This window comes from Pseudomonas sp. NPDC089741, assembly GCF_044748825.1.
Lineage (GTDB): Bacteria > Pseudomonadota > Gammaproteobacteria > Pseudomonadales > Pseudomonadaceae > Aquipseudomonas > Aquipseudomonas helmanticensis.
In genome coordinates this window covers 51,732-65,623 of sequence record NZ_JBIVGT010000015.1, presented here as the reverse complement: position 1 = coordinate 65,623, position 13,892 = coordinate 51,732, and the positions used below count along the sequence as shown (strand labels likewise).

Sequence of the window (13,892 nt, the reverse complement as noted above, 5' to 3'; positions counted from 1 at the left end):
GACTCCGGTGACGCTCTGCGTCACAGCGGACGCGGAGCGTCCGGGGCTGCATTCCCACGCAGAGCGTGGGAACGATCATCCTTACACAGCCAAAAGGCGTTCGCGCAATTTGGCAATCTCATCGCGCATCTGCGCCGCTGCTTCAAACTCCAGATCCCGCGCCAGCTGATACATCTTCTCTTCCAGCGCACGAATGCGTTTGGTGATCTCGCTCGGCGAACGCAATTCGGCTTCGTACTTGGCGTTCTCTTCGGCGGCCTTGGCCATGCCCTTGCGCTTCTTGCTGCGCGAGCCCGGCACGGTGGCGCCTTCCATGATGTCGGCGACATCCTTGAACACGCCTTTCGGGATGATGCCGTTTTCCAGGTTGAAAGCTATCTGCTTGTCGCGACGACGCTCGGTCTCGCCAATCGCCCGCTCCATCGAACCGGTCATGCGATCGGCGTAGAGAATCGCCCGGCCATTGAGGTTACGCGCCGCCCGGCCAATGGTCTGGATCAGCGAGCGTTCGGAACGCAGGAAACCTTCCTTGTCGGCGTCGAGAATCGCCACCAGCGACACTTCCGGCATGTCCAGACCTTCACGCAGCAGGTTGATCCCGACCAGCACATCGAACGTGCCGAGACGCAGGTCACGGATAATCTCCACGCGCTCAACGGTGTCGATGTCCGAGTGCAGATAACGCACACGCACGCCGTGGTCGGCGAGGTAATCAGTGAGGTCTTCGGCCATGCGCTTGGTCAGCGTGGTGACCAGCACGCGCTCTTCGATTGCCACGCGCTTGGAGATTTCCGACAGCAGATCGTCGACCTGCGTCAGCGCCGGGCGCACTTCAATCTGAGGGTCGACCAGACCGGTCGGACGCACCAGTTGCTCGACCACGCGCCCGGCATGTTCGGCTTCGTAGTTACCTGGTGTCGCCGAGACAAAAATGGTCTGCGGGCTGACCCCTTCCCACTCGTCAAAACGCATCGGCCGGTTATCCAGCGCCGAAGGCAGGCGGAAGCCGTATTCAACCAGGGTTTCCTTGCGCGAACGGTCGCCCTTATACATCGCGCCGACCTGCGGCACGCTGACGTGGGACTCGTCGATCACCAGCAACGCATCCGCCGGCAAGTAATCGTAAAGCGTAGGCGGCGCCGCGCCGGCCGGACGGCCGGACAGATAGCGTGAGTAGTTTTCGATGCCGTTGCAGTAACCCAGTTCGAGGATCATCTCGAGGTCAAAACGGGTGCGCTGCTCCAGACGCTGAGCCTCGACCAGCTTGTTGTTGCTGCGCAGGTATTCGAGACGCTCCTGCAATTCGACCTTGATGTGTTCGATGGCATCGAGCAGGGTTTCCCGTGGCGTCACATAGTGGCTCTTCGGGTAAAAAGTGAAACGCGGCATCTTGCGAATGACTTCGCCGGTCAGCGGGTCGAATGCGGAAATGCTTTCGACTTCGTCATCGAACAACTCGATGCGGATCGCTTCAAGATCGGATTCCGCCGGATAAATGTCGATCACATCGCCACGCACGCGGAAGGTCGCGCGGGCAAAATCCATGTCGTTGCGGGTGTATTGCAGGTCGGCCAGACGGCGCAGCAGTGCACGCTGATCGAGCTTGTCGCCGCGATCGACGTGCAGGACCATCTTCAAATAGGTTTCCGGGCTACCGAGACCGTAGATGCACGACACCGTGGTGACGATGATCGCGTCCTTGCGCTCCAGCAGCGCTTTGGTCGCGGACAAACGCATCTGCTCGATGTGGTCGTTGATCGACGCATCCTTCTCGATGAAGGTGTCGGACGACGGCACATAGGCTTCGGGCTGATAGTAGTCGTAGTAGGAAACGAAATATTCGACGGCATTGTTCGGGAAAAACGCCTTGAACTCGCCGTACAACTGCGCAGCGAGGGTTTTGTTCGGCGCCAGCACCAGCGTCGGGCGCTGGATCTGCGAGATGACATTGGCGATGCTGAAGGTCTTGCCCGAGCCGGTCACACCGAGCAGCGTCTGGTGCGCCAGCCCGGCTTCGATACCCGCGACCAGTTGGCGAATGGCTTCCGGCTGATCGCCGGCGGGCTCGAAGCGGGTGACGAGCTGGAATTCGGACATATACACCTCTGGGATCGCGGTACTCCGAGCAAAGCGGAGCACCACGGGGACGACCGCAAACGACCGATGTCGCGCAAGAAAAAACCTGGATTGTGCTCAATGTGGTGGCGATTGCCTCACCTTTCAAGGCAAACGTCCTACATCCGGTAAAGACTCTGACACGGCCAATCGACTAACGGTCGAGAAATAATCGGAAAAACTTACCCGAAAAGCCGATTCGCCTGTCGCCATTGCTCGCAGATGGCCTCTATACTAGCTCCCCGTTTGTGCACCGCTCTAGTGCATTCGGCTGGAGCGCCACACGTCCCTCCACTATCCATTCAGAGCCGCCGTAATAATGAGCCTGTTCTCCGCTGTCGAAATGGCACCCCGCGATCCAATCCTGGGCCTCAACGAAGCATTCAACGCCGATACCCGGACCGACAAGGTCAACCTGGGCGTGGGTGTTTACTGCAACGAAGAGGGGCGAATTCCACTTCTGCGCGCCGTTATCGAAGCCGAGACGATTCGCGTCGCTCAACACGCTTCGCGCGGTTACCTGCCTATCGATGGCATCGCTGCCTACGACCAGGCCGTGCAAAAGTTGCTGTTCGGTAACGACTCACCGCTGATCAGCGCCGGTCGCGTCATCACCACGCAGGCCGTCGGCGGGACCGGCGCCCTGAAAATCGGTGCCGACTTCCTCAAGCAACTGCTGCCCAACGCCGTCGTCGCGATCAGCGACCCGAGCTGGGAAAACCACCGTGCGCTGTTCGAAACCGCCGGTTTCCCGGTGCAGAACTATCGCTACTACGACGCTGCCACTCACGACGTTAACCGTGCCGGCATGCTCGAAGACCTCAACGCCCTGCCGAACGGCTCGATCGTTATCCTCCACGCTTGCTGCCACAACCCGACCGGCGTCGACCTGACCCCGGCGGACTGGAACAACGTGCTGGAAGTGGTCAAGGCCAAAGGTCACGTGCCGTTCCTCGACATGGCTTACCAGGGTTTCGGCGACGGTATCGACGAAGACGCCGCTGCCGTGCGCCTGTTCGCTGAGTCCGGCCTGACCTTCTTCGTTTCGAGCTCGTTCTCCAAGTCGTTCTCGCTGTACGGCGAGCGCGTCGGTGCGCTGTCGATCATCAGCGAATCGAAAGAAGAAAGCGCGCGCGTACTGTCGCAAGTCAAACGCGTGATCCGCACCAACTACTCCAACCCGCCGACCCACGGTGCAAGCATCGTCGCTGCGGTGTTGAACAGCCCGCAACTGCGTGCGCAGTGGGAAGCCGAGCTGGCCGAAATGCGTCTGCGCATTCGCGGCATGCGCGAGCAGATGGTTGCCCTGCTGGCGGAAAAAGCACCGGGCCGCGACTTCAGCTTCGTCGGTCGTCAGCGCGGGATGTTCTCCTACTCGGGCCTGACCACTGAACAAGTGCATCGTCTGCGTAACGAGTTCGGCATCTACGCCCTGGACACCGGCCGCATCTGCGTGGCCGCACTGAACCAGAGCAACATCAAGGCTGTGACGGATGCGATCGTTCAGGTCATCTGATTTCGCTGCGTGATGAAAAACGGGAAGCCTTGGGCTTCCCGTTTTTTATTTGTCCGAAGGAATGCAACATTCCCTCTAAACTGCACACAAATCAAAACTGTAGGAGTGAGCCTGCTCGCGATAGCGTCCTATCAGTTGACGCTTCACTGCCTGACACACCGCTATCGCGAGCAGGCTCACTCCTACAGGGTTTGTGTACATCCGAGAATTCTGCGAGAAACCAAATGAAAAACGACAACCTGCGCGCCGACCGTGACGATCTGGATGACTTCATCCCTCGCGCATCGGCCAAACGCGAAAAAAGCCTGGTGCTGCAAGTTGCCGCCGGGGTGTTTCTCGGTGGCCTGGCCTTGTGGCTGGTGCAACTGGCGGCGACTGCGGCCTACGCCAAATTGCTGCTCGGCACGATCACCTTCGGCAGTTAAGCCAGTTCACTCGCGCGCTGACTGGCCGCATCGTCATAGGCGACGTAGAGCGATTCGGCGATCTGACTCTTGATCGCCTTGGCGCTTTCAAGCCCAAGGACAAAACCCTCGGCCTTACCGCCGGCACGGTTCAATTCTTCAGCGGTGCTGGCCTGAGTGATCGCGTCGAAGAGTTTCTCGGCGTGAGGCCCTACCCCTTTCGGCAGGCTGATTTGCGCGATGCTCATGCGAACACCTGGTTTTTGCGGGTTGTCTGGTTCATGGCGCGTACCTTTTCGGCGAATGGCCGGCAGCGCGTGTTACCACTTCCGGGCGGCCATGGTAGACCTCTGCTACGGTTCTGGTAACCGCCAATCGCTGACAAACCACCGTCTGTCCTGATGAATTTCAGTTTTTTCCACCTCGCGCTTGACTTCTCTTTTTGAATCAGTAACATACGCACCAATTCCGCAATAGCTCAGTTGGTAGAGCAAATGACTGTTAATCATTGGGTCCCTGGTTCGAGTCCAGGTTGTGGAGCCAAATAGCAAAGCCCCTGAATCGAAAGATTCAGGGGCTTTTTTGTGGGCGGCCGAAAAGATCAAAAGATCGCAGACCACCGATCCCTGTAGGAGCTGCCGAAGGCTGCGATCCTTTGATCTTCACATGAAAAAGGGCCGATCTGTTCAAAACAGATCGGCCCTTTTCTATTCAGGCACAGCGGTCAGACATGCTCGCTGCTCTTCGCCTGCGCTTTCGGCGCGCCATGTCCGTGGTCGTGATCATCCGGCTCGATCACCGGCACTTCCTTGCCATCGCAGTCATGCAGTTTGCCATCGCTGAAGTAGTCGCCTTCGCGCAACGCATCCAGATCGCGATAACGCAGGGTGCGCTCTTCCGCTGCCGCAAACACCGACTGCTGATCGGAGTTACCGGTGGTGAAGTGGTTGAACGCGAGGTTGAGCAGGATCGCCATGATCGCCGACGAGCTGATGCCCGAGTGGAAAATGGTCGCGAACCAGCTCGGGAAGTGATCGTAGAAGTTCGGCGCAGCAATCGGGATCATGCCGAAACCGATCGACGTCGCCACGATGATCAGGTTGACGTTGTTGCGGTAATCAACCTTCGACAGTGTACGAATCCCACTCGCGGCAACCGTGCCGAACAGCACGATACCGGCGCCGCCGAGCACCGAAGTCGGCACCGCTGCAATAACCCGCCCCATGAATGGCAGCAGGCCTAGGATCACCAGGAACACACCGCCAGTGGCGACCACGAAGCGGCTCTTGATCCCGGTCACTGCCACCAGCCCGACGTTCTGGGCGAAGGCGCTCTGGGTGAAAGAACCGAAGATCGGCGCGAACATGCTCGACAGCATGTCGGCACGCAGGCCGTTGCCCAGACGCTTGGAATCAACCTTGGTGCCGATGATTTCACCGACCGCCAGGATATCCGCCGAGGTTTCCACCAGCGTCACCATGACCACGATGCACATCGACAGGATCGCGGCGAAGTGGAATGTCGGCATGCCGAAGTGGAACGGTGTCGGGGAGCCGAACATCGGGCCAGTGGTGACACTGGAGAAGTCCGCCATGCCGAGGAACACCGCCAGCACCGTACCGATCACCATGGCCAACAGGATCGACAGACGCGAGATGGTCGAGCTGCCGACCTTGCTCAGCAGCAACACCAGCACCAGCGTGACCGCCGCCAGACCGATGTTCTGCATGCTGCCGAAGTCCGGCGCGTGGATATTGCCACCCATGGCCCAGCGTGCGGCCACTGGCATCAGCGTCAGGCCGATGGTGGTGATCACAATGCCGGTGACCAGCGGCGGGAAGAACTTGGTGATTCGCGAGAACACCGGCGTAATCAGCAAGCCGATCAATGATGCGGCAATCACCGCGCCCAGCACCGACTGGAAGCCGCCCTCCCCGCCACTGCTGACGATCGCGACCATGGTCGCTACGCCGGAGAACGACACGCCCTGTACCAGCGGCAACTGACAGCCAAAAAACGGCAGACCCAGGGTTTGCAGCAGTGTTGCCAGCCCCCCCGCAAACAATGAAGCAGCAATCAGCAAACCAATGTCTGCCGGCGACAGGCCGGCCGCCTGGCCGATGATCAGTGGCACCGCAACGATACCGCCGTACATGGTCAGAACATGTTGCAGGCCGTAAGCCATATTCGCGCCGACCCCGAGATTTTCGTCCTCGGGCCGTTGGTGTGAAACATGGGGCGTTTTCATGGTGGGGGGTTCCCTGGTTTTTGTTATGCGCACACTGTATTCAATACTCGGGACAAATGTCCATAGAGTTGTATACAACTTATCAGTCACATAATGGATAGGTAGCCACCCAACCTTCTAGCCCGCGGCTTGCATCCCCCACAAATCTGGCAACACATCCCTTCCTGCGTCTTCGCTCGCCCCCACTAGGCTGAACTGTTCATGGCGACCGACGGTACGGTCGCATCGTTTTTTATACATATAAAGTATGCATAATGGAGTCATTGGACATTCAGTACGACAAAAGCAAGAACGCAGCCAACAAACTCAAGCACAAAGGCGTCAGCCTCGCCGAGACCGAACCGGTCTTTCACGACGAACGAGCACTGACGATCGAGGACAACGATCACGATGAACAACGCTGGATCACCCTTGGTCTCGACGGCAAGGGACGTTTGCTGGTCGTTGCTTACAGTTATCGCGGCGCGAATGTCGTACGAATCATTTCTGCACGTGTCGCCACACCGAGCGAACGTTGCGCGTACTTTCCAGAGGCTTGATCGATGAAAGATGAATATGACTTCTCCCAAGGCAAACGCGGCGCACTGGCGCCGGCCAAGGGTAAAACCCGCATCACCATCATGCTCGACGACGCCGTCATCGAGGCGGCGCGCAACGTCGCGGAAAACGAAGGTTTCGGCTATCAGACAGTGATCAACAACACGCTGCGCCAGGTGTTGCTGGAGGGTGCCGGAAAGCCGGCCGATGACCCGGCCATTTCCGGGCAGTTCAAACAAGGCATTACCGCCGCCGACCTCAAGAGCCTCGAGAAAAAGCTGTCGGCGGCCGTCGGTGAAATCCGCCGCGTACTCGAGCCGGACGCAAAACCCTGACCGTCAGACAGGCACAAGCATTCGCGCCAGCGACTGGCGCACATGTGGCTGATCCGGAAGGCGCAAACCGAATTCCTGTTGCAGCACTTCGATCAGCTCATCGACGTCGCAGACTTCCCGGCGCTCACTGTCACCGCCCATGCGATGCAGGGCGAAACTGCCGTTGTTCAAGGTTTTGCGCCAGCCGTCGCCAGTGCGCGCAGCCATCAGGCGCTTGGCGAAAGGAGATTCCGGGTGAGTCGAGACGTACCAGTTACCGACGGTGTAGTCGGTGTCTTCCTGGCGCTGCAGATCGAACAGGTACATCGACCGCCACTCGCCGGCGACCTTGGCGCGCAGCATGTAGCCATCGACCTGCTTTTCGATGCGATAGGGTTCGTGGGGGGTGATTTGCTCGGCTTCGGAGTCGAGCAGCAACGGTGCGGTCGGCACCATGCCGCCAAACCCGACGTCAGTGATGTAACGCACATCATCGATGGTCACCAGACTCAAACGGTGAGTGCGCGTGGTCCAGGTGCCTTCGGGCTGGTTCATGACCACTCGACCGCTGATGGCACGCGCGTCGAAGCCCAGTTCGAGCAACAGGGCAAAAAACAGGTGATTGAGTTCGTAGCAGTAACCGCCGCGCCCGTCATGCAGGACTTTCTGCTCGATGGACGGCAGATCGATCAGTACCGGCGCGCCAGTAATGGTCGAGAGGTTTTCGAAGGTAAAGGCATTGGTGTGACGCCATTGCAATTCGCGCAGGGTGGCCAGGGTCGGCGCCGGCGGCTCAGCGAAACCGAGGCGTTGCAGATACAGTTTCACATCGTTCAGGCGGGGCTCACTCATTGCTCGATCCTTATGCATGGGGCCGCAGGTCACTGCGTTGATGGTCGCCATGTATACGGGATCGAGCAGCTGTTTCGATAATTGATTTCGCCAATCGCCCGTTAGCGCTTCTTGCGCGAAGCGATACGAATCCAGGTCGGCGCATGATCGCTGGCATGCGGCTCGTTGCGCACCCAGGCGTCTACCCCGGCCTCATGCAAATACGGACTCAGTGCCGGATTGAGCAGCAGATGATCGATGCGCAAACCGGAGTTGGTTTGCCAATGCTGACGAAAGTAATCCCAGAAGGTGTAGAGGCGATCCTCGGGGTACAGATGGCGCAATGAATCGGTCCAGCCCTGATCCAGCAAACGCTGGTAACACTCGCGGCTCTCGGGTTGCAGCAACGCGTCCTTGAGCCAGGAACGGGTGTTGTAGATGTCCATGTCGGTGGGCACGACGTTGTAGTCACCGGCCAGCACCACCGGGTGATCGCTCTGTTGCAGATCTTTCGCGTAGCTGATCAGCCGTTCGAACCAGGCCAGTTTGTAATCGAACTTCGGTCCCGGCTGCGGATTGCCATTGGGCAGGTACAGGCAGCCAACCAACACCCCGTGCACCGCCGCTTCCAGATAACGGCTGTGTTTGTCATCAGGGTCGCCGGGGAGCCCGCGCCGACTCTCCAGCGGTTGCGCATCACGGGCCAGAATCGCCACCCCGTTCCAAGCCGCCTGCCCTTGCCAGATCGCCCCGTAACCGGCGGCTTCCAGTTCGGCAGCGGGGAAGGCACTGTCGAGTGACTTGAGTTCTTGCAGGCAAGCGATGTCCGGTTGCTCGCGTTTGAGCCACTCGAGCAGGTTTGGCAATCGGGCGCGCAAACCGTTGACGTTGTAGGTGGCGATCCGCAGGTTTTTCATCGGCTGAGGCTCCTGCCCATGGGCTGTAAAAATTCTGACCCCACGATACTCGCGCCGGTTGCATCGGATCGGCCCGCTGCGGCGTAATAGGCGCTCGTCATTCGCCCGCACTGCCGAGAACCGAATCCATGCCCACCACGCTGCAAGGCCAGCGCATCGTTCTGCGCCCGCTTCAGTATGCCGACGCCGACGCCCTCCTCCACGCCGCCGCTGACGGCGAATTGTGGAACCTCACCGTCACCGTCGTGCCGTCGCCTGACACCATCGACAATTACCTGAAAAAAGCCCTCGATGGCCGCGACGCCGGCACGGTCATGCCGTTTGTCATCGTCTTGAAGGACAGCGGCGAAGTGATCGGCTCAACGCGGTTCTGGAAGATCGATCCGCTCAATCGCAAACTGGAAATCGGCAGCAGCTGGATCGCCGCGCGCTGGCAGAAATCCTTCGTCAACACTGAAGCCAAATACCTGATGCTGCGTCATGCCTTCGACGTACTCGACTGCGTGCGCGTGCAGTTCACCACCGATGAGAACAATCAGAAATCACGAAACGCGATCCTGCGTCTCGGCGCGCAACAGGAAGGCATCGTCCGCCATGAACGGATCATGCCGGATGGCCGCAAGCGCAACTCGGTGCGCTTCAGCATCATCGATGACGAGTGGCCCCAGGTGCGTCAGCGCCTTGAGCACAAGTTGGCGGCGTACGGCTGAAGCGACCGCTCGTCACCCGGCAGGCACCAAGTGTGGCGCGTCTCAGACCAACGTCAGGTAACCAGCCCTATTCTGGAGACCTACCATGACTTCCCGCACCCTGACTTCACTCGTGCTCGCCGGCCTGCTGGCAGCCACTTCCGCCGCAGCCTTCGCCGCCAACGATGGCGCGGACGCTACCGGCACCAAATCCGGCGCCACCAGCGGTACGAACATGCCGCCCAACAGTACGCCCGGCGCACCTTCCGGCAGCACCGGCAATGGCAATGACGGCTCCGTTTCGGGGTCCGGCACCGGCACCAACGGTGGCGCCAGCGGCTCGGGCTCAGGTGCCGGCGGTGGCACCGGAGCAGCGGGCGGCGGCACCGGCGGCGCGGGTGGTGGCACTGGCGGCTGAACGAACAAGAGCAGGCCATGGTAAGCGCCATGGCCTGTTTGTTTGCGCGCTGATCAACGATCCGAGCGCATCAGCTCCCCGAACACGGTGTCCATCGACAACACGGCGGCGCGATTGCGTCCGGCGTTTTTCGCCTGATACAGCGCCGCATCGGCACGCTGAATAAACATCTCGGGGCTGTCATTGCCCAGCGGAATGAACGAGTAGCAGCCAAGGCTCACAGTGAGATATTCCGAAGGTGATCCGCTGTGGGCGATGCGCTTGTCCATCACGCTACGGCGGATTTGCCCGGCAATCGCCAGTGCGCCATTGATGTCGGTGTCCGGCAGCAATACGGCAAATTCCTCACCGCCATAACGCACGGCCAGATCAGCCTTGCGCTGACAGCAACTCTTCACCACCTGCGCCACCTGAGTCAGGCAATGATCTCCCGCGACATGGCCATAGGCGTCGTTGTAGCGCTTGAAAAAATCGATGTCGAGCATGATCAGGCTGACCGGACTCGACTGCCGCGCACCTCGGGCAAACTCGATTTCCAGCGAGCGTTCGAACAACCGCCGGTTGGCCAACCCGGTAAGGCTGTCATGGGTGGCGATCTGCTCCAGTGCCCGTTGCGCCCGGAGCAGGTTCTTCTCGATCCGTTCGCCGTCGCGCACTTGATGGATGAACACCCAGCCGAACAAACCAACGCCGAGAATCACCAACGCGATGATCACACTGGACTGAAACGCGCGCTCGTACCAACCTTTGAGAATTGCGTCACGCGACGTCGCCGCCGCCACCACCAACGGATACGACGCCAGTTGCCGGTAGCCATACAAACGCACGACGCCATCGACCACCGAGTTGATCATCGCCGTACCGGCTGAAGCCTCAGGCAACAACGTCTTGTAAATCCGGCCCTGCGCCAGCGAAGAGCCGATCAGGCCTTCATCAAAAGGTCGACGCGCCAACAGCGTGCCGTCAGTCAGGCCGAGGAACATGATGCCGTTGTTGTCCAGGCTGAAGCTTTCGAAGAACTTGTCGAAGTACGACATCTTGATCCCGGCCATCAACACGCCCTGGAAGTTGCCGGCGCGGTCGTTGATGCGTTTCGAGATGGGGATGATCCATTCGCCATTCTCGCGGCTGCGAATCGCCGGGCCGATGTGCGCCAGCGTCGAGGCGTTCTGCTGGTGGAACTTGAAATACTCGCGATCCGCCACGCCGTTGCCACGTGGCAGATCGGTAAACGAGGTGATCACCCACTGACCGTCGCGATCGAACAGGAACATGCCGTGCAGCTGATCCAGTTGCTGCACCCGTCGGGCAAAGGTTTTCTGCAAACGCGGCTTCTGGCCGGCACCGTAGCCATCGTCCTCGATCCAGTCGACCAGGCTGGTCAGCACCAGATCAGCGGCCAGAAAGGTGTCCTCGGCCTGCTGCGCCATGGCGCGGGTCAGGTTGCTCGACGCCATCTTCGCCATCGCCAGATCCTGGCGGTGCGACTGCTCCAGTTGCAGATACAACAAACCGAACAGGCACAGGCATATCGCAACGATAAACAGCGCCGCCGCTTTGCGCAGCGGCAATCGTTTGAGTGCGCCGGGAGCCTGATGAGGATCGTGAATGGGGATTGGCAAAAGCGTGTCCTGGGCAGTTACGACAGGGGCAAACGCCCGAAACCCTTGTGTTGGTGAGCGTAGCCCACCGGGATACACCGGGCAAACGCCCTGGTCCCGCCTAGTAGTATCGGCGCACAGCGAGTTTCGATGATCGCTGTTCGCAGATTTATTTTCGATTGTTCTTTGCGGTTAGTCCGTTGTGAAGTGCCAGCCGGCGCATCGCACTGTGCAGTGAAGCGCTGGCCAGCGACTTCGATCTGGAAATCCTGCGCATCGGCATGCCGGAAGACTTCGATGCCCGCCGCATGGCGCTGATCCTCGCCGGATTCCCCCGCAACCACCCGCACGCACGCCTGGAAACCATTAGCGGTATGAGCCTGACCTGCGCCAACGGCTCGACGCTGGCGACATCGACATCGCGCTGATCAAACGCGAACCGGACAGCGGCCCGGCGTGGGCAACCTGGCCGGAACGGCTGGTGTAGGGTCAAAGGCGCGGATTTCGATTCGTCCAGCGGCGTGCTGCCGCTGGCGCTGTTTCCGCAAGGTTGCTTGTATCGGCAGCGGGCGATCCGCTTGCTCGATGTTGCGCAACGGCCGTGGCGTTTGGCGTTTGGCGTTTGGCGTTTGGCGTTTGGCAGCCACAGTTTGACCGGGATTCAAGCGGCAGTGGCTTCAGGGTTGAGGGTTTCGGTATTGCCGGAGCATCAAGTGTGTACGGACTTGCCTGAACTGGCGCCGACGGAGTTGGCGTTGGTCAGCCGTGAGGGGGTTTTGAGTGGGTTGCAGCGGGGGTTGGTGGAGTTTTTGCGTGGGGAGTTGGGTGTGGATGCCGGGGGATTTGCCTGACCGGTCAAGGTCGGCATCAAGCCTTTTGTGGCGAGGGGATTTATCCCCGCTGGATCGCGCAGCGGCCCCAAAAAAGGGTCTGCTGCGCAGCCCAACGGGGATAAATCCCCTCGCCACAGGCATGTGTACTTGATATTTAGCTAGCGTGTCAGCGCGACGGCGGCACCCGAATATCCCCCGCCCGGCATTGCGTCTTCACGCCCTTGCCACACGCGCCAAACTGCAGATCCTTGCCCATGCACACGCGCACTTCCGACAGTTCCGGGCCGCTGCAAATCACCGCAATGCCGTTTGCCGGAATCCCGGGATTGGCCTTGCGGAACAGGTCGGCGATCTCTTGGGCTTCGAAGTAATACGAGGAGCTGAGCGGTTGCAGTTCGTCCGGGACCTTCACTGCCGCGACGGCTTTATCCGCTTCATCCAGATAGCCCATCGCACCGAGGCCGCTGCAAGTGCCGTGCTTGGACCATTCGTGATCGAGCAGTTTTTTCGTCGGGAACAGTGTCAGGCCTTTAGCGGTTTCTGCCGCCGACAATGTCGTCAGCGGCGGGCAGGATTCCGGCCAGCCGCCGTTGGCGTATTGCGGCCACAGACCGTGCAGCACGAAGCCGTAACCCTTGCCGGTGCACTGTGAATCATCCTTGTGGGTCAAGCAGAACGTCGGCGACCAGGACAACGTCAGCAGGTAGTAATCGAACACCCCCGCCACTGCTTCTGCCTGCACCTTGCTCGATTGCGATTGACGCGCCGAACTCAAGCCGATGCTACCGGCTGTCAGCGCAATCACTGCCAAAATTGTAAACAGCTTTTTCATCTACCCGCTCCTTGGGACGCCTGCGTCCGTGGTTTTCGATCCTGGCCAGACTTGGCCAGTGCTGATTTCGACACGCTTGTGTTGCAAGCGCATGACGCAAGGCAAGGCCGTACGCCGTTGAAAGGTCTACGATTAACAGGCAGACATCAAACCAAGGGATCCGAAATGAGTAAAGCAGACGAACTCGCCGCCAAACTCAAGCAAACCCGGCACACCCACGCGGATGCGGCGCTGGAGATCGATTGTTGGCCGGCGCAGGTCTACGACCTGTATCACCGCATCGAGGCGTGGCTGCAACCGGTCACCGAGGTCGGCCTGAAAATTCGGCGTAATCCGACCCACGTTTGCGAAACCTCGCCCGATGGCGAAAGTCACGATTACGCCATCGACCAGTTGGTGATCGAGGCCAATCATCAAAGCCTGACATTTGATCCCATTGCCCGGTTTACCGAGGATGGCGCCGGACGGGTGCAGATCAATCCGTCAGCCACGGACACCTATTTGCTACGTACCGTGGATGAGCATGGCGAAAGCCATTGGTGGATGCAGTCGATTGAAACCGGGCAGCAGCTGGACGCCATCGCGCTGACGGAAAACAATCTTTTGCTGGCGGTACAGGAAGGTCTCGGCCTGTAGC

At 59.7% G+C, this 13,892-nt stretch carries 14 protein-coding genes, 1 tRNA gene and 1 pseudogene; 9 read left to right on the top strand and 7 right to left on the bottom strand.

Annotated elements, in window-relative coordinates; genetic code table 11:
* Nucleotides 1–81: 81 nt before the first annotated feature.
* Complete coding sequence (gene uvrB, locus ACIPZE_RS16320; RefSeq protein WP_400773874.1) at nt 82–2,097, bottom strand: excinuclease ABC subunit UvrB; 2,016 nt, start codon at nt 2,095–2,097, stop codon at nt 82–84.
* 337 nt (nt 2,098–2,434) lie between these two features.
* On the opposite strand from uvrB, the gene ACIPZE_RS16315 reads away from it, so the two are divergent.
* Together ACIPZE_RS16315 and ACIPZE_RS16310 are read left to right on the top strand one after the other, a co-directional pair.
* On the top strand, nt 2,435–3,631 hold the full coding sequence (locus tag ACIPZE_RS16315) for an amino acid aminotransferase (protein ID WP_400773872.1): 1,197 nt from the start codon (nt 2,435–2,437) through the stop codon (nt 3,629–3,631).
* Nucleotides 3,632–3,855: 224 nt separating this feature from the next.
* Nucleotides 3,856–4,056 carry a hypothetical protein gene (locus ACIPZE_RS16310; protein ID WP_102358660.1) on the top strand — a complete coding sequence of 67 codons (201 nt, stop codon included), beginning with the start codon at nt 3,856–3,858 and terminating at the stop codon, nt 4,054–4,056.
* On the opposite strand, the gene ACIPZE_RS16305 is transcribed toward ACIPZE_RS16310, so the two are convergent.
* Nucleotides 4,053–4,283, bottom strand: coding sequence for a hypothetical protein (locus ACIPZE_RS16305; RefSeq protein ID WP_129394728.1), 231 nt, complete (start codon nt 4,281–4,283; stop codon nt 4,053–4,055). The genes ACIPZE_RS16310 and ACIPZE_RS16305 overlap by 4 nt on opposite strands.
* Before the next feature lie 219 nt (nt 4,284–4,502).
* Between ACIPZE_RS16305 and ACIPZE_RS16300 the strand changes: the two genes are divergently transcribed.
* Nucleotides 4,503–4,578: transfer RNA gene (locus ACIPZE_RS16300), tRNA-Asn, on the top strand.
* A 181-nt stretch (nt 4,579–4,759) separates the two neighbouring features.
* Here ACIPZE_RS16300 and ACIPZE_RS16295 read toward each other — a convergent pair.
* Nucleotides 4,760–6,283, bottom strand: a complete 1,524-nt coding sequence (locus ACIPZE_RS16295) for a nucleobase:cation symporter-2 family protein (protein WP_400773869.1) — start codon at nt 6,281–6,283, stop codon at nt 4,760–4,762.
* A gap of 254 nt (nt 6,284–6,537) precedes the next feature.
* Between ACIPZE_RS16295 and ACIPZE_RS16290 the strand changes: the two genes are divergently transcribed.
* Together ACIPZE_RS16290 and ACIPZE_RS16285 are read left to right on the top strand one after the other, a co-directional pair.
* Nucleotides 6,538–6,822 carry a BrnT family toxin gene (locus ACIPZE_RS16290; protein WP_400773866.1) on the top strand — a complete coding sequence of 95 codons (285 nt, stop codon included), beginning with the start codon at nt 6,538–6,540 and terminating at the stop codon, nt 6,820–6,822.
* Nucleotides 6,823–6,825: 3 nt separating this feature from the next.
* Complete coding sequence (locus tag ACIPZE_RS16285; protein ID WP_283435820.1) at nt 6,826–7,155, top strand: BrnA antitoxin family protein; 330 nt, start codon at nt 6,826–6,828, stop codon at nt 7,153–7,155.
* 3 nt (nt 7,156–7,158) lie between these two features.
* Here the strand turns inward: ACIPZE_RS16285 and ACIPZE_RS16280 are convergent, their stop codons facing one another.
* On the bottom strand, nt 7,159–7,986 hold the full coding sequence (locus ACIPZE_RS16280; protein WP_283435819.1) for an arylamine N-acetyltransferase: 828 nt from the start codon (nt 7,984–7,986) through the stop codon (nt 7,159–7,161).
* A 101-nt stretch (nt 7,987–8,087) separates the two neighbouring features.
* On the bottom strand, nt 8,088–8,882 hold the full coding sequence (xth, locus tag ACIPZE_RS16275) for an exodeoxyribonuclease III (protein ID WP_129394733.1): 795 nt from the start codon (nt 8,880–8,882) through the stop codon (nt 8,088–8,090).
* Between the two features lie 128 nt (nt 8,883–9,010).
* Here xth and ACIPZE_RS16270 point away from each other — a divergent pair, with 128 nt between their 5' ends.
* Together ACIPZE_RS16270 and ACIPZE_RS16265 are read left to right on the top strand one after the other, a co-directional pair.
* A complete protein-coding gene (locus ACIPZE_RS16270; protein WP_400773862.1) occupies nt 9,011–9,592 on the top strand; it encodes a GNAT family N-acetyltransferase in 582 nt (193 codons plus the stop codon).
* An 85-nt stretch (nt 9,593–9,677) separates the two neighbouring features.
* The gene (locus tag ACIPZE_RS16265; protein WP_400773860.1) at nt 9,678–9,989 is read left to right on the top strand and encodes a hypothetical protein; all 312 of its coding nucleotides are present in this window, start codon (nt 9,678–9,680) and stop codon (nt 9,987–9,989) included.
* Nucleotides 9,990–10,042: 53 nt separating this feature from the next.
* On the opposite strand, the gene ACIPZE_RS16260 is transcribed toward ACIPZE_RS16265, so the two are convergent.
* Nucleotides 10,043–11,611 carry a diguanylate cyclase gene (locus ACIPZE_RS16260; RefSeq protein WP_400773857.1) on the bottom strand — a complete coding sequence of 523 codons (1,569 nt, stop codon included), beginning with the start codon at nt 11,609–11,611 and terminating at the stop codon, nt 10,043–10,045.
* A gap of 212 nt (nt 11,612–11,823) precedes the next feature.
* On the opposite strand from ACIPZE_RS16260, the pseudogene ACIPZE_RS16255 reads away from it, so the two are divergent.
* A pseudogene (locus ACIPZE_RS16255) lies at nt 11,824–12,441 on the top strand (LysR substrate-binding domain-containing protein); the annotation flags it as partial.
* A 148-nt stretch (nt 12,442–12,589) separates the two neighbouring features.
* Here ACIPZE_RS16255 and ACIPZE_RS16250 read toward each other — a convergent pair.
* On the bottom strand, nt 12,590–13,255 hold the full coding sequence (locus ACIPZE_RS16250; protein WP_129394737.1) for a ribonuclease T2: 666 nt from the start codon (nt 13,253–13,255) through the stop codon (nt 12,590–12,592).
* Between the two features lie 165 nt (nt 13,256–13,420).
* On the opposite strand from ACIPZE_RS16250, the gene ACIPZE_RS16245 reads away from it, so the two are divergent.
* Complete coding sequence (locus ACIPZE_RS16245; protein WP_283435810.1) at nt 13,421–13,891, top strand: hypothetical protein; 471 nt, start codon at nt 13,421–13,423, stop codon at nt 13,889–13,891.
* Nucleotide 13,892: the final 1 nt, after the last annotated feature.

What these genes read in the sequence shown, in the direction of transcription:
- ACIPZE_RS16315 (WP_400773872.1), top strand. Translation starts at nt 2,435, where the DNA reads ATGAGCCTGTTCTCCGCTGTCGAAATGGCACCCCGCGATCCAATCCTG.
- ACIPZE_RS16250 (WP_129394737.1), bottom strand. Translation starts at nt 13,255, where the DNA reads ATGAAAAAGCTGTTTACAATTTTGGCAGTGATTGCGCTGACAGCCGGT.
- ACIPZE_RS16245 (WP_283435810.1), top strand. Translation starts at nt 13,421, where the DNA reads ATGAGTAAAGCAGACGAACTCGCCGCCAAACTCAAGCAAACCCGGCAC.
- ACIPZE_RS16295 (WP_400773869.1), bottom strand. Translation starts at nt 6,283, where the DNA reads ATGAAAACGCCCCATGTTTCACACCAACGGCCCGAGGACGAAAATCTC.
- ACIPZE_RS16285 (WP_283435820.1), top strand. Translation starts at nt 6,826, where the DNA reads ATGAAAGATGAATATGACTTCTCCCAAGGCAAACGCGGCGCACTGGCG.
- ACIPZE_RS16290 (WP_400773866.1), top strand. Translation starts at nt 6,538, where the DNA reads ATGGAGTCATTGGACATTCAGTACGACAAAAGCAAGAACGCAGCCAAC.
- ACIPZE_RS16305 (WP_129394728.1), bottom strand. Translation starts at nt 4,283, where the DNA reads ATGAGCATCGCGCAAATCAGCCTGCCGAAAGGGGTAGGGCCTCACGCC.
- uvrB (WP_400773874.1), bottom strand. Translation starts at nt 2,097, where the DNA reads ATGTCCGAATTCCAGCTCGTCACCCGCTTCGAGCCCGCCGGCGATCAG.
- ACIPZE_RS16270 (WP_400773862.1), top strand. Translation starts at nt 9,011, where the DNA reads ATGCCCACCACGCTGCAAGGCCAGCGCATCGTTCTGCGCCCGCTTCAG.
- ACIPZE_RS16265 (WP_400773860.1), top strand. Translation starts at nt 9,678, where the DNA reads ATGACTTCCCGCACCCTGACTTCACTCGTGCTCGCCGGCCTGCTGGCA.
- ACIPZE_RS16310 (WP_102358660.1), top strand. Translation starts at nt 3,856, where the DNA reads ATGAAAAACGACAACCTGCGCGCCGACCGTGACGATCTGGATGACTTC.
- xth (WP_129394733.1), bottom strand. Translation starts at nt 8,882, where the DNA reads ATGAAAAACCTGCGGATCGCCACCTACAACGTCAACGGTTTGCGCGCC.
- ACIPZE_RS16280 (WP_283435819.1), bottom strand. Translation starts at nt 7,986, where the DNA reads ATGAGTGAGCCCCGCCTGAACGATGTGAAACTGTATCTGCAACGCCTC.